General features: G+C 66.1%; 17 protein-coding genes. 12 read left to right on the top strand and 5 right to left on the bottom strand.

The window, feature by feature from the left end; all coding sequences use genetic code 11:
* From VFC51_03560 to VFC51_03540, 5 genes are all read left to right on the top strand, one after another.
* A partial coding sequence (locus tag VFC51_03560; GenBank protein HZT06082.1) for an NAD(P)H-dependent oxidoreductase occupies window positions 1-465 on the top strand: 465 nt, incomplete at its 5' end.
* A gap of 93 nt (window positions 466-558) precedes the next feature.
* Window positions 559-1,845, top strand: a complete 1,287-nt coding sequence (locus tag VFC51_03555; protein HZT06081.1) for a hypothetical protein — start codon at window positions 559-561, stop codon at window positions 1,843-1,845.
* 161 nt (window positions 1,846-2,006) lie between these two features.
* Window positions 2,007-2,735 carry a Phenylacetic acid catabolic protein gene (locus tag VFC51_03550; protein HZT06080.1) on the top strand — a complete coding sequence of 243 codons (729 nt, stop codon included), beginning with the start codon at window positions 2,007-2,009 and terminating at the stop codon, window positions 2,733-2,735.
* Between the two features lie 105 nt (window positions 2,736-2,840).
* The gene (locus VFC51_03545) at window positions 2,841-4,040 is read left to right on the top strand and encodes a Rieske 2Fe-2S domain-containing protein (GenBank protein ID HZT06079.1); all 1,200 of its coding nucleotides are present in this window, start codon (window positions 2,841-2,843) and stop codon (window positions 4,038-4,040) included.
* Between the two features lie 18 nt (window positions 4,041-4,058).
* Window positions 4,059-4,382 (top strand): hypothetical protein, encoded by a 324-nt coding sequence (locus VFC51_03540; GenBank protein ID HZT06078.1) that lies wholly within the window; start codon window positions 4,059-4,061, stop codon window positions 4,380-4,382.
* A 96-nt stretch (window positions 4,383-4,478) separates the two neighbouring features.
* On the opposite strand, the gene VFC51_03535 is transcribed toward VFC51_03540, so the two are convergent.
* The 3 genes from VFC51_03535 to mgtA all read right to left on the bottom strand — a co-directional run bounded on the left by VFC51_03535 (window position 4,479) and on the right by mgtA (window position 8,770).
* Complete coding sequence (locus VFC51_03535; GenBank protein ID HZT06077.1) at window positions 4,479-5,654, bottom strand: ATP-binding protein; 1,176 nt, start codon at window positions 5,652-5,654, stop codon at window positions 4,479-4,481.
* A gap of 64 nt (window positions 5,655-5,718) precedes the next feature.
* Entirely contained in the window at window positions 5,719-6,156 is a 438-nt protein-coding gene (locus tag VFC51_03530; protein HZT06076.1) for a response regulator, read from the bottom strand.
* A gap of 148 nt (window positions 6,157-6,304) precedes the next feature.
* Window positions 6,305-8,770: a magnesium-translocating P-type ATPase gene (mgtA, locus tag VFC51_03525; protein ID HZT06075.1), complete on the bottom strand. Its 2,466-nt coding sequence runs from the start codon at window positions 8,768-8,770 to the stop codon at window positions 6,305-6,307.
* Window positions 8,771-8,962: 192 nt separating this feature from the next.
* Between mgtA and VFC51_03520 the strand changes: the two genes are divergently transcribed.
* The 6 genes from VFC51_03520 (at window position 8,963) to VFC51_03495 (ending at window position 16,284) form a co-directional block, all read left to right on the top strand.
* Entirely contained in the window at window positions 8,963-9,583 is a 621-nt protein-coding gene (locus VFC51_03520; protein HZT06074.1) for a hypothetical protein, read from the top strand.
* Window positions 9,584-9,878: 295 nt separating this feature from the next.
* Window positions 9,879-11,081 (top strand): hypothetical protein, encoded by a 1,203-nt coding sequence (locus VFC51_03515; protein HZT06073.1) that lies wholly within the window; start codon window positions 9,879-9,881, stop codon window positions 11,079-11,081.
* Between the two features lie 62 nt (window positions 11,082-11,143).
* Window positions 11,144-12,481, top strand: a complete 1,338-nt coding sequence (locus VFC51_03510; GenBank protein HZT06072.1) for a Rieske 2Fe-2S domain-containing protein — start codon at window positions 11,144-11,146, stop codon at window positions 12,479-12,481.
* 292 nt (window positions 12,482-12,773) lie between these two features.
* Complete coding sequence (locus tag VFC51_03505; GenBank protein HZT06071.1) at window positions 12,774-14,324, top strand: ABC transporter substrate-binding protein; 1,551 nt, start codon at window positions 12,774-12,776, stop codon at window positions 14,322-14,324.
* A complete protein-coding gene (locus tag VFC51_03500; GenBank protein ID HZT06070.1) occupies window positions 14,321-15,187 on the top strand; it encodes an SDR family NAD(P)-dependent oxidoreductase in 867 nt (288 codons plus the stop codon). The genes VFC51_03505 and VFC51_03500 overlap by 4 nt, the downstream gene beginning before the upstream one ends.
* Window positions 15,188-15,255: 68 nt before the next feature.
* Entirely contained in the window at window positions 15,256-16,284 is a 1,029-nt protein-coding gene (locus VFC51_03495; GenBank protein ID HZT06069.1) for an amidohydrolase family protein, read from the top strand.
* 18 nt (window positions 16,285-16,302) lie between these two features.
* Here the strand turns inward: VFC51_03495 and VFC51_03490 are convergent, their stop codons facing one another.
* Window positions 16,303-17,331 (bottom strand): extradiol ring-cleavage dioxygenase, encoded by a 1,029-nt coding sequence (locus VFC51_03490; protein HZT06068.1) that lies wholly within the window; start codon window positions 17,329-17,331, stop codon window positions 16,303-16,305.
* A gap of 247 nt (window positions 17,332-17,578) precedes the next feature.
* On the opposite strand from VFC51_03490, the gene VFC51_03485 reads away from it, so the two are divergent.
* Window positions 17,579-18,637: a zinc-binding dehydrogenase gene (locus tag VFC51_03485; protein ID HZT06067.1), complete on the top strand. Its 1,059-nt coding sequence runs from the start codon at window positions 17,579-17,581 to the stop codon at window positions 18,635-18,637.
* Window positions 18,638-18,646: 9 nt separating this feature from the next.
* Here VFC51_03485 and VFC51_03480 read toward each other — a convergent pair.
* Window positions 18,647-19,523 (bottom strand): ABC transporter substrate-binding protein (locus VFC51_03480; GenBank protein HZT06066.1); only part of this gene is annotated, 877 nt, incomplete at its 5' end.

Here is a 19,523-nt window from a genome sequence, read left to right as displayed (position 1 = left end):
TCACCCGGTTATTTCGGCAGCATGGCATCGCCCGTGAAACGGCTGTTCGAGGACTGCGCGACGGCCAGCAATCCGCCGATCACGGATCGGACCCGTCCGTGGCGTCACTTTCGCTTCCACAACAAGATCGGGGCGGCGTTCACCGCGACCGGCACGCCGCACGGTGGGAACGAGCAGACACTCCACTCGATCCTCACGATGTTCATGCATTTCGGGATGATCGTGGTGACGCCGGGCCAGCAGCAGCCGATTCTCGAGAATGAGACGCCCGTCTACGGCAGCACAGCGATCAGTGGGGCGGAAGGCGACCGCATGCCGTCGCCCGCCGAGGAAGATGTCGCGCGGGCCCTCGGCCGACGCGTCGCTGAGATCACGATGTCATTCAAGATCGGATCCGCCGAGTGGGCCGGCATCCAGGAAAAACGCCGCCGCGCGCATGCTCGCGGGTCCGAACGTCCGGGCTGACGGGATGCCGAAGGTTGCGCCAAAACCCTTTGCACCCAGCCGCTCGCCTTCACGCCGGGCGGGCGGTTCTTCAGCGCTCCGATAGACGTGGACGTGCTGCGCGATCCATACGCGCTCCTGCTGCGCGCAAGCCTACTCCTCGCTCTCATCGGCGGGTTCGGACTGGGACTCACCCTCATGCTGAGCTTCGTGCTCCGCGTGCCGGTCGGCGCCGACGTTGGCGCGCTCATCCAGGGGCACGGGCAGGTCCAGGCGCTCGGATTCATGGTGCTGACCATTGTCGCGGTGGGCTCGCGCCTCCTGCCTCGGTTCCACCGCACGCACCTCGAGCGCGGCGCGCTGGTGTCGACCGGAGGGATCGCTGTCGCAGTGGGGGTCGCGCTGCGGGCCCTGGGGCAGCCGCTGCCGCTATCGACGCCGCGGAGCATCGCGATGGTCCTCAGCGGCCTCCTCCCGTTCTTCGGCATCATCCTCGCCGTGTACGCGTTCGGCGTCGCCGTACGCCAGGGCAGGTCACCGGGTGACCGCGAGCCGATCATCCTGCCGCTGACGATGGCGACCAGCCTCATCGCCTCGCAGGTTCTTCTGGTCGTCGCGAGCTTCGGTCTCGCCGGAGGAGCGGTGACCGTCCCAAGCGGGCTCGACGAAGCGATCATCCACCTCGAGCTGTGGGGGTTCGCGGCGACGATGATCCTGGCCATCGCGCGCCACACCTGGCCCAACATGCTGCTGCTGCGAGCCGCCCGCTCGAACCTGATTCGCCCGGCGTTGCTCCTGTGGGCCGTAGGGAGCCTGGGCACGCCCTTGACCTGGCTGCTGGCGTCAGACGCGATCGTGATTCGCGCCCTCGGCGCGCTCGCGCAACTGGCCGGCGCCGCGCTGTATGCCCTCGCCCTCCGGCTCTTTGATCCGCCAGCTCGGGCCAGCACACTCCCCCACATCACGGAGCCGCCGCGCCTGTGGCTGCGCGTCGCATTCGCCTTCCTCATCGCCGCGGCGGCGACCAACGGCTTCGCGGCGCTGAGCGGGGAAGCGGGCTCCTCGACGACGCTCCTGGCGCTCTCGGCCGCCCGGCATGCCCTCGCGCAGGGATTCCTCCTGCCCGTCATCGTCTTCATGGCGTCTCGGATCCTTCCCGGCTTTTCTCCCCTCATGATGGGACGCCCGCTGCTGCTCGCCGCGCTCATGTGGAGCCTTTTCGTGAGCGCCGCGCTGCGAGCGGGGGCCGAGATCATCGGCGGCTACGCGGAAGGCTGGGACGTGCTGGTGGCCCTCGGGGGCACGATCGCCACCGTCGTCTTCCTGGTCTTCGCCGCGCTTCTCTGGCATACGACCGGGCGTCACACCGCGAGGGCGCCCGGCGTGAGCGCTTCGCCCTAGGTGGAATGCCCGTAGACAGGCCTGAGGGAGATGGGCTCCCACCCGTTTGGGTGGGCCGCCCCCACCCATTTTGTGGGCGCCACGACCACCCCGCCAGCGGAGGCTCGTGGCCACGTCGCTCCGTATGCTCCTCGTAGCGTGACCCCCGGGAGGAGCGAGCCATGAGCCATGCCACCTTTACCGACCGCGTCGACTCGAAAGACTTCCAAAAGATGCCGGAGGAGTACCGCGACCTGGTTGTCCGGCTCCTGACCATCCAAGCCGACTGCGAAATCGGGGGACCCCACGTCTATGGGCCCCAGTGGTTCCTCGACGCACCCACCGCCGACGACATGTTCCGGTTGACCCACATCCTTGCCGAGGAGGTGGACCACTTCCGTGCCATGCACGGACTCCTCCAGTCGATCGGCGTCGACCGCACCGATCTGCTTCGGCGACCGAATTCCGAGCGATTCCTCGAGGCATTCCGCACGACGGACGTGCCGACCTGGGCGGACGTCGCGGCCTTCTGCTGCCTGATCGACCGCGTCGGCCGATTCCAGGTCGAAGAGATGGTCGGATCCACGTTCCAGCCGCTCGAGCAGGTGCTGCCGCAGATCATGCGCGAGGAAGTCGGGCACGTTGGCTTCGGCACCTCCCGGCTCGCGCGGCTGGCGGCGGACCCGGAGATGAAGCCACTGGCCCAGGCGGCGATCGACCGCTGGTATCCGAAGGCGCTCGACATGTTCGGGCGGTCCGGCTCGCGCAGGGCCGAGCGCTACATCGCATGGGGGCTCAAGCGACGATTGAACGAGGAGGCCCGGCGGGACTACGTCAACGAAGTCGGCCCCGTCATCCAGTCCATGGGGTTGACCGTCCCCAGCGAATCCGCCAATCGCCTGTTCCTGTAACCGCGAGATGGTTCATCCCGATAGCCCAAGCCGGCAATCTTGCTCGATAGCAACGCCCGCTGATCGCAACGCTGGTCACGGACACTCACCCAACGAGGAGGACATATGATTACCCAGGAAGAGAATGAACGTCTGACGCGCGTGGGTCCCGGAACGCCGATGGGCGACTTGCTGCGCCGGTACTGGCACCCGATTGGCGCGGAAGCGGAGCTGGACCAGGAGCCGGTACAACGGGTTCGACTCTTGGGCGAGGACCTGGTTCTCTTTCGCGGTGAGCGCGGCCAGCTTGGGCTCATCGGGCGTCGCTGTCCCCATCGAAACATGGCACTCGAATACGGCATTCCGCAGGAGAACGGGCTCCGCTGCCCCTATCACGGCTGGACCTTCGACACCGAGGGTCGGTGCGTCGACATGCCGTTCGAGCCGGCGACGCTTCCGTTGAAGATCCCATCCTACAAGGTGGAGACGCTGGGCGGGCTCGTCTTCGCGTACCTGGGCCCGGAGCCGGCGCCGCTGCTCCCGCGATGGGACATGTTCGTGCGAACCGACATGAACAAGAGCCTCGTGATCACGCCGCTGCCCTGCAATTGGCTCCAGTGCATGGACAACTCGCTCGATCCCATCCACTTCGAGCATCTCCACGGCGTGTACGGGAACTACGTGATGAAGAAGCTCGGTCTGCCGCCGATGATCAACGTCTCGAAGCACCAAAAGATCGAGTTCGATCTTTGGGAGTATGGGATCTACAAACGGCGGCTCGTGGAGGGCCAGCCGGACGACGAGACCAACACCGACTGGAAAATCGGCCACCCCATCATCTTCCCCAACATCCTCGCCCAGGGCGGACCGGACCAGATCAGCTGCCAGATTCGCGTGCCCGTCGACGACACCAACACCCTGCACTTCGCGATCATGGGTTCGCGCCCCAAGCCCGGCGAAACCCTGTGGACCCGCATGCCGGTTCAGCGCGAGCCCCTTCGATACGACCAGCAGGGGCGCATCGTCGGCGACACCATCCTCCCCCAGGACGAGCTGGCCTGGGTGGGACAGGGTCCCATCACCGACCGAACGACCGAGCATCTGGTCACGTCGGATAAGGGGATCGTTCTCTACCACAAGCTGCTCCTCGAGAACGTCGAAAAGGTCGAGCGCGGAGAGGAGCCGATGGCAGTGATCCGCGATCGCGAGATCAATGAGCCCTTCATCCCCATCGCGCGGGGCAGCACCTACACGTCCTTCCGCAGGGGCATCGACGAGAAGCACTACGGGGGGCTGCGCCGCGTGCCGGTCGGCGTGGGCGCGTAGCGGGAAAGGAGGGTCGCGATGTCCGCGGTTCGCATCTCCGGAGCGATATTCGTCATCTTGATGCTGCTCGTGCTGGGCGGGGCGGTATTCCTCCCAGCGCCCGGCGCCCCAGAGGCCACCGGCACGATCTCTGCGATCAGCGCGCTTGGGCTGGCCTGGTTTTTCGCGGTCTGGGCCGCCCTCGTCGCCTCGATGGTCTTTCTGATTCTGTGGACCGGCGCGGGCTTCGTTCAGTCGGAGCGCGCGATGGGCTCTGCGACGTCCGTCGCGGAGCCCCCCGCCCCGGCGACGACGGAGGCCGAGAGGCCCGCCGCGACGAGGACGATGGCCCACGCGCGCTGAGTGCGACGAGGCGTCGCAAGGCAACTCGAGCGAGCGACCGGCGGGAATGACATCTCCCGCCGGTCGCTCGTCATTTCGCGGGGAGCTGGAGTCCGCTTAGCTGCGTGCAGCGCGGGCTGGGAGCGTGAAACAAAACGTCGAGCCCTCGTCCGGCTTCGACTCGACCCAGATTCGACCGCCGTGGCGCTCGACGATCTTCTTACAGATCGCGAGCCCGATTCCGGTGCCAGGATATTCCGTTCGCCCGTGTAGTCGCCGAAAGATCACAAAGATCCGGTCGAGATACTCCGGCGCAATACCGATGCCGTTGTCGCGAACCGCGAAACGCCAATCTTCGCCCGCGCGCTCGGCCGTGATCTCCACGACGGGCGGTCGCTCCCCACGGAACTTCACCGCATTGCTGATCAGGTTCTGGAAGAGCTGCCCGAGCTGCGTGGGGTCGGCCTCGACCGTTGGGAGCGGACCGTGGGTCACGGTCGCACTCGCCTCGGCAATGGCAGCGGAGAGATCCGAGATGACGAGGTCCACGATCGCTCCGGTGTCGGTCGGCTCGGGGTCGCGAGCCTGGGTCCCAATGCGGGCGTATGTCAGGAGATCGTTGATGAGGGCCTGCATCCGCGTCGCGCCGTCGACCGCGTAGCCGATGAACTCGTCGGCGTCCTCACCGAGCTTGCCGCGATAGCGCCGCGCCAGCAGCTGCGTGTAGCTGGCGACCATGCGGAGCGGCTCCTGAAGATCGTGGGATGCGACGTAGGCGAACTGCTCCAGCTCAGCGTTTGACTGGGCCAGCTCCGCCGCCTGGCGCTCGAGGGCGCGCGCCGCTCGATGGAGCTGCGCCTCGACCTCTTTGCGGTCCGTTACGTCCCGAATGATGCTGACCACGAGGCGCTCGCCGCCCTCCATGACCGGGCTGAGGCTGATCTCGACCGGGAACTCGCTGCCGTCCTTTCGTTTCCCGAAAAGCTCGAGGCCGGCGCCCATGGGCCTGGTTCTCGGCGCCGTCGAGTATTGCTCGCGATGTCCAACGTGGGCGGCGTGGAACCGCTCGGGCAGCAGAATCTCAACCGGCTTTCCGATGAGGTCGCGCCGCTCATAGCCGAACATGCGCTCGGTCTGGCGATTCACGATGCTGATGCGGCCCGCCGCGTCCACGATAACGACGGCGTCCGGCGCCCACTCGAGGAGTGCCCGAAACCGCGACTCGGGGGCGTCCGCGCCGTAGCGATTCGCAGGCGCGTTCGCGTTTCCGTCCGATGGCTGTTCCCGGCTCATCACGAAGTCGTCACTCTCGGGCGATCGTGGCCGATGGGATCGGGGGTGGCCGGTGATTCGGGCATCAACTTGGCAGGGTCACCACGGCCAGCCAGAAATCCTCGATGGTGCGGACCACCCGAATGAACTGGTCCAGGTCAACTGGCTTCGTGATATAGCAATTCGCGTGCAAATCGTAACTCCGGAGCACGTCCTGTTCGGCGCTCGAGGTCGTGAGAACCACGACGGGAATCCGCTTCAACGAGGGGTCGGCCTTGATCTCAGCCAGCACCTCGCGGCCATCCTTCCGCGGGAGGTTGAGGTCGAGCAGAATGAGGTCAGGCATGGGGACATCAGTGAATTGGCCCCGATGATGCAGAAAGTCGAGCGCCTCGACGCCATCTCGCGCAACGTTCAGGTGGTTAGGCACCCGCCCATCGCGGAGCGCCTCGATGGTGAGACGGACGTCGCCGGGGCTGTCTTCAACCAGCAAGATCTCGATAGACCGTATCGACGGGTCCACTCCGCGGCCCCCTTCGCGAAAGGGCGCATCGCCTCGGATCCCTTGGGCAGTCTCATTCTTCGCCAGGTGGCCCCAGCGGATGCGTCCCTCTGGATAATAGCCGAATTCCGGGGTCCATTCTGGCCCGGGCGCGTCCGCGTCCGCCGAGTCACCACGACGAATACAGGCGGCGTTTGAGCAGCTCGACGATGGCGAGATACGTCAGCACCATCAGCCCAAGGATGCCGAAGAAGACCGGCGGGAGCGGTGTGAAGCCGATGCGATCGCCAGCCGGTGAGACGACGATTCCCAGGCCGACGGCGATGGCGATCGCCACGCCGAGGAGGAGCTGGTTGCTGGGGCGACTACGGAGCGGATTTCCCGCGGTCCGGATCACGAAAATGACCAGCGTCTGCGTCGCGAGCGACTCGATGAACCAGCCCGCGCGAAATTCGGGCGGGGCCGCGTGAAAGCCGAACAGGAGGATCCCAAACGTCAAGAAGTCGTAGACAGAGCTGACCGGACCGAGTCCCACCATGAAGCGCTGGACCATCGCCGTATCCCATTTCCGCGGTCGCATCACGTAGGCGTCGTCGACGTTGTCGGTTGGGATCGTGACCTGCGACATGTCGTAGAGGAAGTTGTTCAGCAAAATCTGAACGGGGAGTAGGGGCAAGAAGGGCAGGAACGCGGCGGCGCCGGCCATGCTCAACATGTTGCCGAAGTTCGAGCTGGTACCCATGAGCACGTATTTCGTGATGTTTCCGAAGCTCCGTCGACCTTCGATGACACCGCGGTAGATCGGCGCGAGGCTCCGCTCGAGGAGAATGATGTCCGCGGCCGCCTTGGCGACGTCGACCCCGTTGGAAACGGAGATCCCGACGTCCGCCGCGTGCAGCGAGGGCGCGTCGTTGATGCCGTCGCCCATGTAGCCGACGACGTGTCGTCGGCGCTTCAACGCCAGGATGATGCGATGCTTCTGCGAAGGCGAGACGCGGGCGAAGATGCCGGCGCGCTCGACGGTGGCTGCCAGCGCCTCATCACTCATTCGGCCTACTGCGTCGCCCGTGACGACCAGGTCCGCGCGGAGGCCGACCCGCGCGCAGATGGCGCCCGTCACCAGCTCACCATCGCCCGTCAGGATCTTGACGGTGACGCCGGCTCGGGCAAGTCGTTCGAGCGTATCGGCCGCCGAGGGGTCTGGCGGGTCCATGAAGGCCGCGAACCCGCTTAGCGTCATTTCCATCTCGTCTCCGGCGTCGATGGTCTCCTGTTCCGGCCCTACGGGCTTCCAGGCCACGGCGAGCGTGTGGTAGCCCTCACGACTCAACCGCTCGAAGGTCGCACGCGCACGCCCTCGCAGCTCGTCCGTCAGCGGCTCCGGTCCGGCCGGTCCGTCCACGCGCGTACAGAGGTCCATCACGCTCTCGGGCGCCCCCTTCGTGATAATGACCGTTCCCTCGGGCCCCATGGCGAGGACGCTCACCCGTCGACGCTCGAAGTCGAAGGGCAGCTCTGCCCGCTTCGAAAACGACGGGATGGCCTCATGCTCGTGGGCCAGGATCGCTTCGTCCAGCGGACTCCGAATACCGGTCTCCAGCGCGCTGTTGACGCACGCCCACCGGAGAACGCTCGCCGAGCTATGTCCGTCGACGTCGACGTGCTGCTCGAGGGTGATACGTCCCTCGGTGAGGGTGCCGGTCTTGTCGCTGCACAGCACGTCCATGCTGCCCAGATTTTCGATGGATTCCAGCCGCTTCACGATCACCCGCTCTCGAGCCATCCGCAGGGCGCCGCGCCCGAGCGTCACCGTCGTGATCATCGGGAGGAACTCGGGCGTGAGGCCCACGGCGAGGGCGAGGGCGAAGAGCAGCGACTCGAGGGGGTCCCGTCGCAGCAGCGCGTTCACCAGCAGGACGAACAAAACGAGCGCGATGACTGTGCGCATGATCAGGAAGCCGAAACTCCGCATCCCTAGCTCGAAGTCGCTCGGCGGCGCGCGCTCTACGAGGGCGTGCGCGATGGTCCCGAACTGCGTTCGCCGCCCCGTGGCGGTCACGGTCGCCCGCGCGACACCGCTGACGATCGACGTGCCCGCGAACAGTTTGTCGCCATCTCCGGCGCGCTTCTCCACGGGGAGAGACTCTCCGGTGAGCGCTGCTTCGTCGACGCTGAGGGTCGTGGAAGAGAGCAGCGAGGCATCGGCCGGGACGAGGTCCCCCGCCCTCAGGTCGATGAGGTCGCCGGGAACGATCTCCGCCACGGGGATCTCTCGCGGCGCGCCGTCGCGCCAGACGCGCGCCGTTGGAGCGACCAGCGTGCGCAGGCGGCTCGCTGCCTGCTGGGATTGAAACATCTGCACGAAGTCCAGGGCGATGCTGAGGAGCACCATCAGGGCGATCAAGGTCGCGTTGACGGGCTCGCCGACGACGCCGGATAGGACGCTCGCCGCGAGCAGGATCAAGACGAGAGGGTTGAGGATCAGGGTTAGAAGCGAGCGTACGGCCCAGAATCGCTGCCCCGTCTCGATCAAATTGGGACCGGTGGCGGCGAGGCGTCGGCGAGCCTCCACCGACGTGAGGCCACCAGCGGAGATCTGATCGTGATCGGCAGGCAGTTCCGGGGTCATCGTCATGGCGCTGCGCTCCATTGTCGTGAGGAGCCGCCTCGAGCCTAGCCCGGAATTCTAGCCAGCCACGGTTTCCCACCCCAACGGGTGGGCCAATCCCATCCATCCGGGTATGGCTCTTGGGCGAAACGGGGCGCACATTTCTGTCAACCGGCGCGCGAGCCGGACGGCCACGGAATTCCATCGGCGGAGTTCTCCATGCTCATGCAAGAGGCCTTTCGACGCGCCCTCGATCAACTGGAGGCCGATCCGGAGGAGGGTCGCCTCGATGCCGGGACCCTCCGGCTCCTACACTCGGCCGTACGTCGCAGCGGTCCGGAGAGCGCGACCACGACAGCTGAGGCGCATGTCGAGAAGCTGGTGTACAGCGCGCGGAAGATCGCCCGTCGCTGGTGCAGTTTTGCGCACGCCGGCCAAGACTCCTGCCGGTTGCTCAATGCGCTGCGGAATGAGTGGGTCGTCCTCGTTCGACAGTTGGAGACGTTACCGGAGCATCAACGAGTCCTGGTGCTATGGGAGATCGTGGGCGCAATGGAGCCACAGGACGTTCGCCACGATGGAGACCGCTGTCGATACCTGGTCCGGCAGGCCGCGGCCCACCCGGATCGCTTCGCCGGCCTCATCGACAGCCGGTACATTCCGTGGCCCGGACCGGCCTCCTTCCTGGTCCACGCGATCGAGGAGCTGGAGGACGCGACCGCGATGGAGCGCCTGGCGCTGCACCGGCGCATCGACGAGCAGTGGAGAGACGAGCCGCTGTGGCTGATCTCGCTCCTCGCGTGCTGGCTCCAGGAGCGCTACGCGACCGTGGACGGGTAGGGGACGGACGGAAATTTTGACCCGGAGCCCACGGGCGACGAAGGTCCAATGACGGTCCGTGAATGAGTCGCTCGTTCCGCCCCCTCCCCGACCCTCCCCCGTCGAGGAGAAAGGAGGGTCCCCTCGTGCCCCGGTTCTCCGCCGGCGTGCTGGCTCTGATGTTTGCGTCGACGAGAAGTGGACTTTAAACTCGCGGGTGGGCGGCAGGCCTGCTGGACCATAGCGGGCGCATGAACACCCTCGCACCGCCCGGCTATCTCGGACAGCGAGCCTCGAAAGGCGGAAGGGATACAGGATGCAGTCATCCTCACCGTACGTGCCCGCGGACCTGAAGGCGCGCGAGCGGTATCCGTACTACCGTTGGATGAAAAATGAAGGGATCCCGATCCATTTCGACGTCGCCGGCGTCGTGGATATCACTGCGGTCCCCAGAAAGCCGTGGCCGCGAACCGGAAAGGGGCTGGGGACGTTTCTCGAGCTGGACGGCACCTATCAGGCGGAGCGCGGGATGTTCGTCTGCGAGATCCCGCCGGGCGAGGCGCTGGACGTGCAACACCACCTGTACGAGCAGTTCACGCTGATCCTGCAGGGGCGCGGCGCCACCGAGGTCTGGCAGAAGAACAGCCCCAAGCGCTCCTTCGAATGGGGCAAGGGCAGCCTCTTCGCGCCACCGAAGAACACGTATTACCGGATGATCAACGTCGGGCGGGAGCCCGTCCTATACTTTGGCGTCACCACCGCGCCGCGCGTGTTCAATGGCCTCTTCGGCGCGTGGACCGGCGACGTGAGCAGCCCGGACAGCCAGTTCGAGTTCGTGTTCAACTCCGACTTCGATTTCCTGGACGTCTACAATGGCAGCGAATCGTACTTCAATCGGACTGAGAATCGCGTCACGTCCGGTCGGTACAACGCCACCATCTGGTACACGAACTTCATCCCCAACGTCAGCGAGGAGTTCGTCGAGAACCTCGAGCAAAAGGTCGCCGGCGGCCAGCTCACCGGATACCGAATGGCGGGGGGCTTCCCCTCCGGCCACATCTCCGAGTGGCCCGTGGGGCGATACCACAAGGCCCACTACCACGGCCCAGGCGCCGTGCTCGTCGGGCTCAAGGGGCACGGCTACGTGAACCTTTGGCCGCGTGAGCTGGGCATTCACCCCTGGCAGGACGGCCACGGCGACAAAGTGAAGCTGGTCGAATGGGGACCGAACAGCATCTACGTGCCACCGGATGGATGGTTCCATCAACACATGAGCACCGGCAAAGTGCCGGCTCGCCACGTCGCCGTCTACGGGGGAGCCAGTCCCTTGGCGACCCAGCGGTCCGGCGACGAGGGCGGCGTGTATCTGCCGGTCCGCGAGGGAGGCGTCCTCATCGACTATGAGGACGAGGACCCCGAGGTGCGGCGCTACTTCATCGAAGCGAATCGGCGCGAGGGGGTCGAGTGCGATATGCCCCCGGTGACATACCGGACAGACCCCGTCAAATTGGTGTTCTAGACCCCGACCAAAAGAACGGATCGGGGTCTCCACTGTGCGCCATCACGAGTCGGGAGGTCGACATGGGCCTGCTTGCGGCGTTCAATCGCATTCGGGGCGGTTACCCGGGAGGATGGAAGAAGTACGCTCGCGGGACGCATGGCCGTGAGCCTATCCCCTTCGTCCCACCGACCGACCCCAGCGATCGCCGCAGCCTGATCCCGCCTCTTGGTTTGCAGGAGTACTGGTACCCGGCGATCCCGGCCCGCGACGTGTCGCAAAAGAAGCCGGTAGGGCTCAAGATGCTCGGCAAGGACCTCGTCTTCTTTCGCGACCGCGAGGGCGCGGTCCAGTGCTTGTGGGACTACTGCCCCCATCGCGGGGCCATGCTGTCGTGGGGCGACTGCTACTGGAAGGGATTCTTAAGCTGTCCATACCACGGAGCCACATTCGACGGCGACGGAAACTGCGTCGAGTTCATCACCGAGGGCCCCGATTCAAAGATGGTGGGAAAGCTCACTGCGCGGAAGTATCCCACCAGAACGCTGAAGGGTACCGTGTTCGTCTGGATGGGCGACGGCCAGCCAGCCCCCATCGAGGAAGACGTACCTCCCGAGCTGTTCGACGAAAGCGCCGAGATGCTCGTTCTCACGACGTACCAGTACTGGCACTGCAACTGGATGATCGCTCTCGAAAACACGAACGATGCGCATAACTGCTGGTACGTGCATCGCAACGCTGTACGCCACCTGTTTTCGGGACACACCCGGCTCGGCGGCGGTCGCCCGCGGACGCCCGTGGGGTACTCCAGCAAGATCGTGAACGACCGGGTCGTCACGACCGTGAATCGTGAGGGCGTGGCGAACTACTACGCCAAGGATGGGAAGCTCCCCTATCAGATGTACTACCCCCGAGTTGGCGGGTACTGGCCGCTCCACCGGGGTCGGCTGCTGTGGGCTTGGCTCTTCGAGTTTCTCGACCGACATCTCTACCGAAAACGGCCCTTCCTCGAAGGCCCGGAGGAATGGCGCGGGGGAATGCACCTGCCGGGCATGCAGCGACTGCCGCACCTGTACACACGCTACTGCGTGCCAGTGGAAGAAAATCTGACGCGCGTCATTTACTTTCGCTCCCGGCGGATCAAGTCCAAGCTGGGGCGGCTCTACGAACGCGTCACGTTCAAGCTGATCATCGAGTGGCTGAACCACTACAACTTCTCGAATCAGGACTACGACGCGATGGGAACCACGCGGTGGCAGTATCCGGAGGTGCTGTCGCCAACGGACTCGTTCGTCATCGCCGAGCGGCTCTTGATCGCAACCCGGGCGCGGAGACCAGCCAACGGCGCCGCGGCCAAGTCCGGTAGCGTCGATGTCGCGCCATCGGGCGACGCGCTGCCGGTGACGAGCGAAAATGGCTAGCGGCGTGGCCAGAAAGGCTACTGGCATCCTGAGCGATGCGAAGGATCCGTTCATCAGCGGTCATCCGGTCCACGGATTCTTCGCCTGCGGGCTCAGAATTGCCGTTTCCGCCCGCGGCTGTAGAGCCCCGCAGCCACCGTCGTTGCTCGCGTGGACCCGGATGTCAGCGCTCCTCGTTGTCAGTGCTGTGCTGTTGGCGGCTTGCGCATCACCATCCAACTCGCCCGGTTCGGTTTCAGGGTCATCGCCGGCGCTACGCGTCACCGACGACTCCCCGCGGCCCGGCAAAACGTTGACGATTGCCATACGGGGCGAGCCGGGGTCGCTCAGCGCAAAACGAGGACCGGGACTGAACCTCATCAACACCCGACAGATCTTCAACGCGGATCTGGTCCGCTTGGACGAGCACAGCTCGCCCCACGCGCTTCTCGCGGAAACGCTTCCCCAGCTCAACACAGACTCCTGGATCGTGCTGCCGGACGGGCGGATGGAGACGGTGTACCGACTCCGGCCGAACCTCACCTGGCATGATGGAGCGCCGCTCACCGCTACCGATTTCGTCTTCGCGCTAGAGGTGTACACAACCACCTCTCTCGGGGGATTCGATCCCACACCGCAAAACCTGATCCAGGAGGTCGTTGCCCGCGACCCACAAACGGTCCTGATTCGTTGGCGACAGCCGTATCCCGACGCGGGAATCCTGGACAGTCATTTTTCCCCGCTGCCCAGCCACCTCCTCGAAGAGCAGCTGCACGAGCTGGACGGGGACAGTTTCGCGAATCTTCCCTACTGGACGACCCAGTACGTGGGCGCCGGGCCCTACCGATTGGACGGGTGGGAGCCTGGCACATCGCTAGACGGCGCCGCCTTCGCGGGATACGTCCTCGGTCGGCCCCTGATCGACCGCGTGCACCTTCTCGTGGTCAGCGACCCGAACGCCGCGGTTGCGGGCCTGCTCGCGGGAACTACGCAGATCGCCGTCGATTTCACCATCGGCTTCGAACACGGCCAGGTGCTGCGGCGCCAGTGGGAGGGTGGGAACGGCGGATCAGTGCTTCTCACGCCTACCGATCGCCGGTTTCTCCAGGTCCAGTTTCGACCGGAGGTCGTGAACCCCACCGCGATCCTGGACCTGCGCGTGCGACAGGCTCTGGCAGCGACGATCGACCGCCAGGGGCTGAATGAGGGGCTGCTCGACGGACAGGGGATCCTGATGAACAGCCTCGTGCTGCCCACGGACCCATGGTTCCAAATCGTGGACCAATCAGTGACCAAGTTCACGTATGACCCGCGCGAGGCCGAGCGACTCTTTCGTGCGGTGGGATACGCCCGCGGCGCCGATGGTATCCTCACAAGCCCGCGCGACGGTCGCCTGAGCGTCGAATTGCGGGTCTCCGCTGGGGGACAGAATGAACAGCAGAACAGCATCATCGTAGAGGGGTGGAAGCGAAACGGTATCGATGCCACGTCGAATCCCTTTCCCGTGGCGCGGCTGCGTGATGGAGAGTTCCGCGCCACATTCCCGGCGCTTCAAGGCAGCGTGGGCGGCGACCCCAATTCCCTGATCAGCGCAACGATCCCCGGTCCGACCAATCGCTGGCAGGGATCGAACCGCGGTGCATGGTCGAACCCCGAATACGACCGGCTGTACAGCGCTTTCAATTCAACGCTTGATCGCAACGAGCGGGCACGGCAGATCGCGCAAGCCATGAAGCTCATGACGGACGAACTGCCGGTGATCCCGCTGTACTACGACTTTGGCGTCGTCGCGCACGTGGCCGCGCTTGTCGGGCCGCGTCAGGGGGGCGACTCCTGGAACATCCACGAATGGGAGCTGGAATGACGGAGAACCCTGCGCCCCACGGGAAGCCAGTGCTCGACCCGCGCGCCGCTGGTGGCAAGCGGCTCGCGGGGAAGGTGGCCGTGGTCACCGGCTCCGGCCAGGGGATCGGTCGTGCCACTGCGCGCCGATTCGCTGAGGAGGGCGCTATCGTGATGGTGGCGGACCGCAATCCACCCGGCGCTGCGCGCACGGTGAGCGAGCTGCGCGGCTACGGCGCCGAGGCAGAGATGTGGATTGGAGACGTCAGCACGTCCGACGGGGCCAAGGCGCTGATGGCCGCAGCGATCGCGCGCTGGGGCAGGATCGACATCCTCGTGAACGCCGTTGGCGGCTCAATGCACGGGCCAAAGTACGGTTGGGAATATACGCCGGAAGAGTTGGTAGCCAACGTTCAGAACAACTTCTGGCCGACGATGTGGTGCTGCTGGGCGGCTCTGCCACACATGGTAGAGCGGCGGTCGGGCGCGATCGTCAACGTCGGCTCGAACTCCCCGCGCGGAACCATGCGCTTTCCCTACGCCGCATCGAAGGGGGGCGTGTTCGCCATGACTTCGAGCCTGGCGCTGGAAACCGCGACCATGGGCATCCGGATTAATTGCGTTGCCCCGCACTGGAGCGTATCTGAGGACCCTGACGACGGTCTGGTGACGCGCATTCCTGGGGAGAGCCGACGCGCTCTCGATCCCGAACAGCGGCGGGCGCAGATGGAATCACTGGCGGAGCGGCACCTCCAGAACATCCCCATGCGAAGGCCAGGAACCAAGGAAGAGCAAGCGGCAGCCATCGCATTCCTGGCCTCCGAGGATGCGTCGTTCATCACCGGTCAAATCCTGAGCGTTGGGGGCGGGGCCACCGTTCCGTAACAGGATCGCAACCGGGAGCCGCCCGCGGCGGCACCATCCAAGGGCGAATCCCCGAAGGAGCAGAACCGTTGATCATCGACCTGCACACCCACATCGTGCCCGACCGGTTTCCGACGGGCGCCGGCCGCGTCACAGCCCGGTGGCCATCCATGGACCATTTCGAGCCGGGCCGCGCGAAGGTCATGATCGCCGGGGAGAACTTTCGGACGGTGGGAGACGTGTGCTGGAGCACCGACCGTCGAGGCGCGCAGATGCGCGCCGAGGGCGTTGACGCCCAGGTGATCTCCCCGATGCCGGAGCTGCTGTCGTACTGGTTCAACCGCGACGAGGGCCTCGAGATGAGCCGGTACATGAACGAGTTCATCGCGTCGATGGTCCGGGCCGCGCCGGGGAGCTTCTATGGACTCGGGATGGTCCCACTCCAGGATCCGGACTTCGCGACGAAGGAGCTGGCCGGGCTGCGGGCGATGGGGCTGCTGGGGGTCGAGCTGGGATCGAACATCCTCGGGAAGTCGCTGGGATCGGCCGAGTTCCTGCCCTTCTTCCAGGAGGTCGAGCGGCTCGGCCTGGCGGTGTTCGTCCACGCGCTCCACCCCACCATGCGCGACCGCTACGTGGGACCGGGGCAGGATAACCCGATCGGCTTTCCCACCGACACCGGGCTCACCATCGCGTCCCTTATCAACGGCCTCGTCCTGGAGCGCTGCCCGGGGCTGCGCCTCGCCTTCAGCCACGGCGGCGGAACGTTCCCGTTCTTCCTCCCGCGCTTCGAGCACGCCTGGAGCGGACAGTGGAACGGCGAAGCGCCAGCGGCCGCGCCGGCGCGGGAGAACCCGGTCCGGGCGCACCTGCCAAAATCCCCGACCGAATATGCCCGGATGCTGTACTACGACACGCTGCTCTTCGACGGGCGGGCGATCCGCTACCTGCGCGACATCATGGGCGCCAGCCAGCTCGTGGTCGGCACAGATTTCCCGTTCGTCCCCCGCGAGAAGCCCGTCGGCAAGACGCTGCGGACGCTCGGTTTCTCGGATGCGGAGATGGAGGCAATCACCTGGCGGAACTGCCTCCGCTTCCTGGGGCGCGAGGAGCCGTAGCCGGTCGGACCGTCGAAGCTATGGCTCGAAGGTGGCGAACACCTTGCACGAATTGGACACCCACGACTCCACGAACTCCGTCGTCGTGGGCTTTCGACCCAGCGCGTGCATGGCGCCGGCGAGGCAGATCCAGTTCAGCATCTCGTGCTCGCCCGCGTCCTCGAGCTGGGCAAGGGGGATGCCTTTCCACGCATCGAGCTTGCCCGCGCGCAGCTCCTCATAGCGCGCCTTGTCGGCCTCTACGTCCGGCCAGAGAAGGTGGTGCTTCTGGGTCAAGAACGCGTGCGACCAGCTCGACGAGCCGATGAGCGCGGTGCGGTACGGGCTCTCCTGGAAAAAGCGGGCGACGGCCGCCCCGAGCTTGAAGCAGCGGCCGGGCGTCGGGCTGGGCGGATCCAGCTCCCCGTGTTTGCCACGGGTGAACTGGCGACCGTAGCAGTTTACGTGGAACGGAATGATCGGGTAGTCGAAGCCCTTTCGATCGTAGTCGAGGTGGGCGACGGTGCGCCAGAAGGCGTGGCCAAAGTCGAAGTGGAGCTGCTGATACGCCCACGCCACGTCGAACTCCTCGCTCAAGAGGTAGCTTGTCAGCTCCTTTGCCGCGGCGCGGTGCCCCTTCGCAACGAGCTCCCAATCCCCGCCCACGCCCCAGACGTTCTCCGTCGTGCCGAGGCCGCCCGGCCGGGAGAAGGGCTTGCAACGGTACTCGTCCTCGATATAGACGCAGAAGGCGGGAACGACGTCTTCTCGGAAGTTCTCGTACTGGTCGTCGCCCCAGATCACCACGACGTCGGGGTTGAACCGATCGAGGATCTCGCGCGTCCGGCGAAAGCCGTCCACGAGCTGCTGGCGATGCTTGAACGCCGAGCTGAGCCCCTCGTCGCTTCCCCACTCGGCCTGCATGGGCGGGGGCCAGTTGCGCGGGTCCAGCAGCTCGCGCGGGGTTTTCTGATCGGCGAGCCCGCGGCGCAGGAAGTTCGCCATGGTGGCCTCGGGATAGAGCACGAATGGGCCGTGGGTCACGCCAAGGCCCAGAATCTCACCCATCGTCGTCACCTCCGCTTTCAATTGCTCATCTCGAGCCCCGAGGAAACGGGGCCCGAGGGCGTACGCGCGGCAGCATACCGGTGCGGACCCGCTGCACCAATGCGCGGCGGATCCCGACGTCCAGACGGTAACATGGCCCTCAACTCGCGTCAATGATGGGCTTGGAAGGCCCGGAAGGACGGCTGGACGGAGCGCATCCGCCGGATTAGCCTTACGCGACGACGGAGCCGGTGTGCCGGAGGGCGCGATGAACGCAGCGGTGATGGACGCATTCGGCGGACCGGCCGTGCTGACGTTTCGGTCGGTGCGCGAGCCGGAGCCCGGGCCCGGCGACGTGCTCGTCGAGGTGCGAGCGGTATCCGTGAACCGCACCCTCGACTGCGCCGTACGCGCCGGCCGGTACCACGTCCGCCCGCCACTCCCCCACGTCCTCGGCAATGACCCGGCGGGCATCGTCGCCGCGGTCGGACGCGACGTGGCGAATGTGGCAGTGGGCGAGCGGGTGACGGTGCGCGGCCAGCTCGGGCCCTGCGGCCGCTGCGCCGCCTGCCTCGGCCGGAAGCCAACGGAGTGCTCGTCGGTGGGGATCCTCGGCGTCACGGTCTGGGGCGGATACGCGGACTACGTCAGCGTGCCGGCGCGAAACGTCAACGCGATTCCAGCACGGGTGTCCATCGCCGACGCCTGCGTGATCAATCGACATCATTCGGCTGCCTTTCACTTTCTGCAGGGCCTGGCCCAGCTCCAGGGCGGGGAGTGGGTGCTGGTCATGGGGGCGGCCGGCGCGTTGGGGAGCGCGCTCGTCCAGGTGGCGAAGCTGACCGGCGCGACGGTGATCGCCGCCGCCGGAACGGACGAGCGCGTCGCGAGCTGCCTGGCGAATGGGGCGGATTTTGGCGTGAACTACCGCGCGCGCGACCTCGCCGCCGAGGTGCTTCGCATCACCGACGGCCGCGGAGTCGATGTGGTGGCCGAGAACATCGGGGACCCGGTCCTCTGGAAGGGGGCATTCTTCAGCCTCGCGCGGGACGGGCGGCTCGTGACCGGCGGCGCCCACGGCGGCGGGATCGTGGAGATCGACGTGAGCCGCCTGTACGCCTATCGGCTCCGTATTCTGGGCGGGACGAGCGGCGGCCCCGAGTATGCCGAGCGCGCCCGCAAGGCGGCCGAGGCCGGCCAGATTCACGCCATCATCGGGCGGGTGCTCCCCCTCGCCGAGGCGGCCGAAGCCCACCGGATCGCCGAGGCGCAGGAGGTCATCGGCAAGGTGATCCTCGCTCCGAAAGACGACCCGCGCCGGGAGTGACCGGCCCGTTCAGGACCGGACGTCCCACTCGTGGGCGTTGCGGCTGTACGTGCCGTAGAGCCGACCGGCCTCCGACCCCCCCGCGAAATCGTCGGCGAAGGCCGTCACGCCGGTGCGTGCGAACACGTTCGCGATGTTCACGTTCAGGAGCAGCAGCGGCAGCTCGTCCACGAGGAGGTCCTGGATCCGGGCCATCGTCTGGCCCCGTCCGGCCTCGGTCAAGTCCGTTCGGTACGCGTTGACCAGCCGATCGTACTCCTCGTTGCACCAGTGCCCGCGATTGTTGCCGGCGTACGCGTTGCGCGCCGCCGGGATCTCGCCGCACTCGAGGCGCGTGAGCACCGCGTCGTGGCTCCCGCGTCCGACGATCTCGCCGCCCGGAAACGCCTGGGAGAACTCGCGATCCGCGACGCGCGCGGGTGGGGTCACGTAAATGTCCGAGTCGACGCCGATCTGGTGCCACATATCGTTGATCAGCGCTCCCTGCCGCTGGCTCGAGGCGCCGATCTTGATCTGGACCTTGATGTGCTCGCCCGCGGCGTTGGTCAGGATCCCGTCTGCTCCGCGCCTCCAGCCGTCCCCCTCGAGGGTCCTAAGCGCGCGGGCGCGGTCGTAGGGATAGGCGTTCTTGAAGCCGTCCTTGACGTACGAGTACAGCGGATCGTCCGGCGGGAGGATGGCGTCGCCCGCGTGGCCCGGGACGCCGACGATCACGTCGGCGTACGAATCGCGATCGATGGCCTGGTAGAGGCCGCGACGAACCTGTTTGTCCAGGATCACGGGGCTGTAACCGGGCACCGAGGAATCGAACTGCAGGGCCAGGAACTGGGTCGTGCCGGTGCCGATGTACACACGGCCCGCCCCGGATTCGTCCCACCTGGCCTTG

Source organism: Chloroflexota bacterium (genome assembly GCA_035652535.1).
GTDB lineage: Bacteria > Chloroflexota > UBA6077 > UBA6077 > SHYK01 > DASRDP01.
The sequence above is the reverse complement of the archived record's forward strand: the minus strand, read 5'-3'. Positions and strand labels throughout refer to the sequence as shown.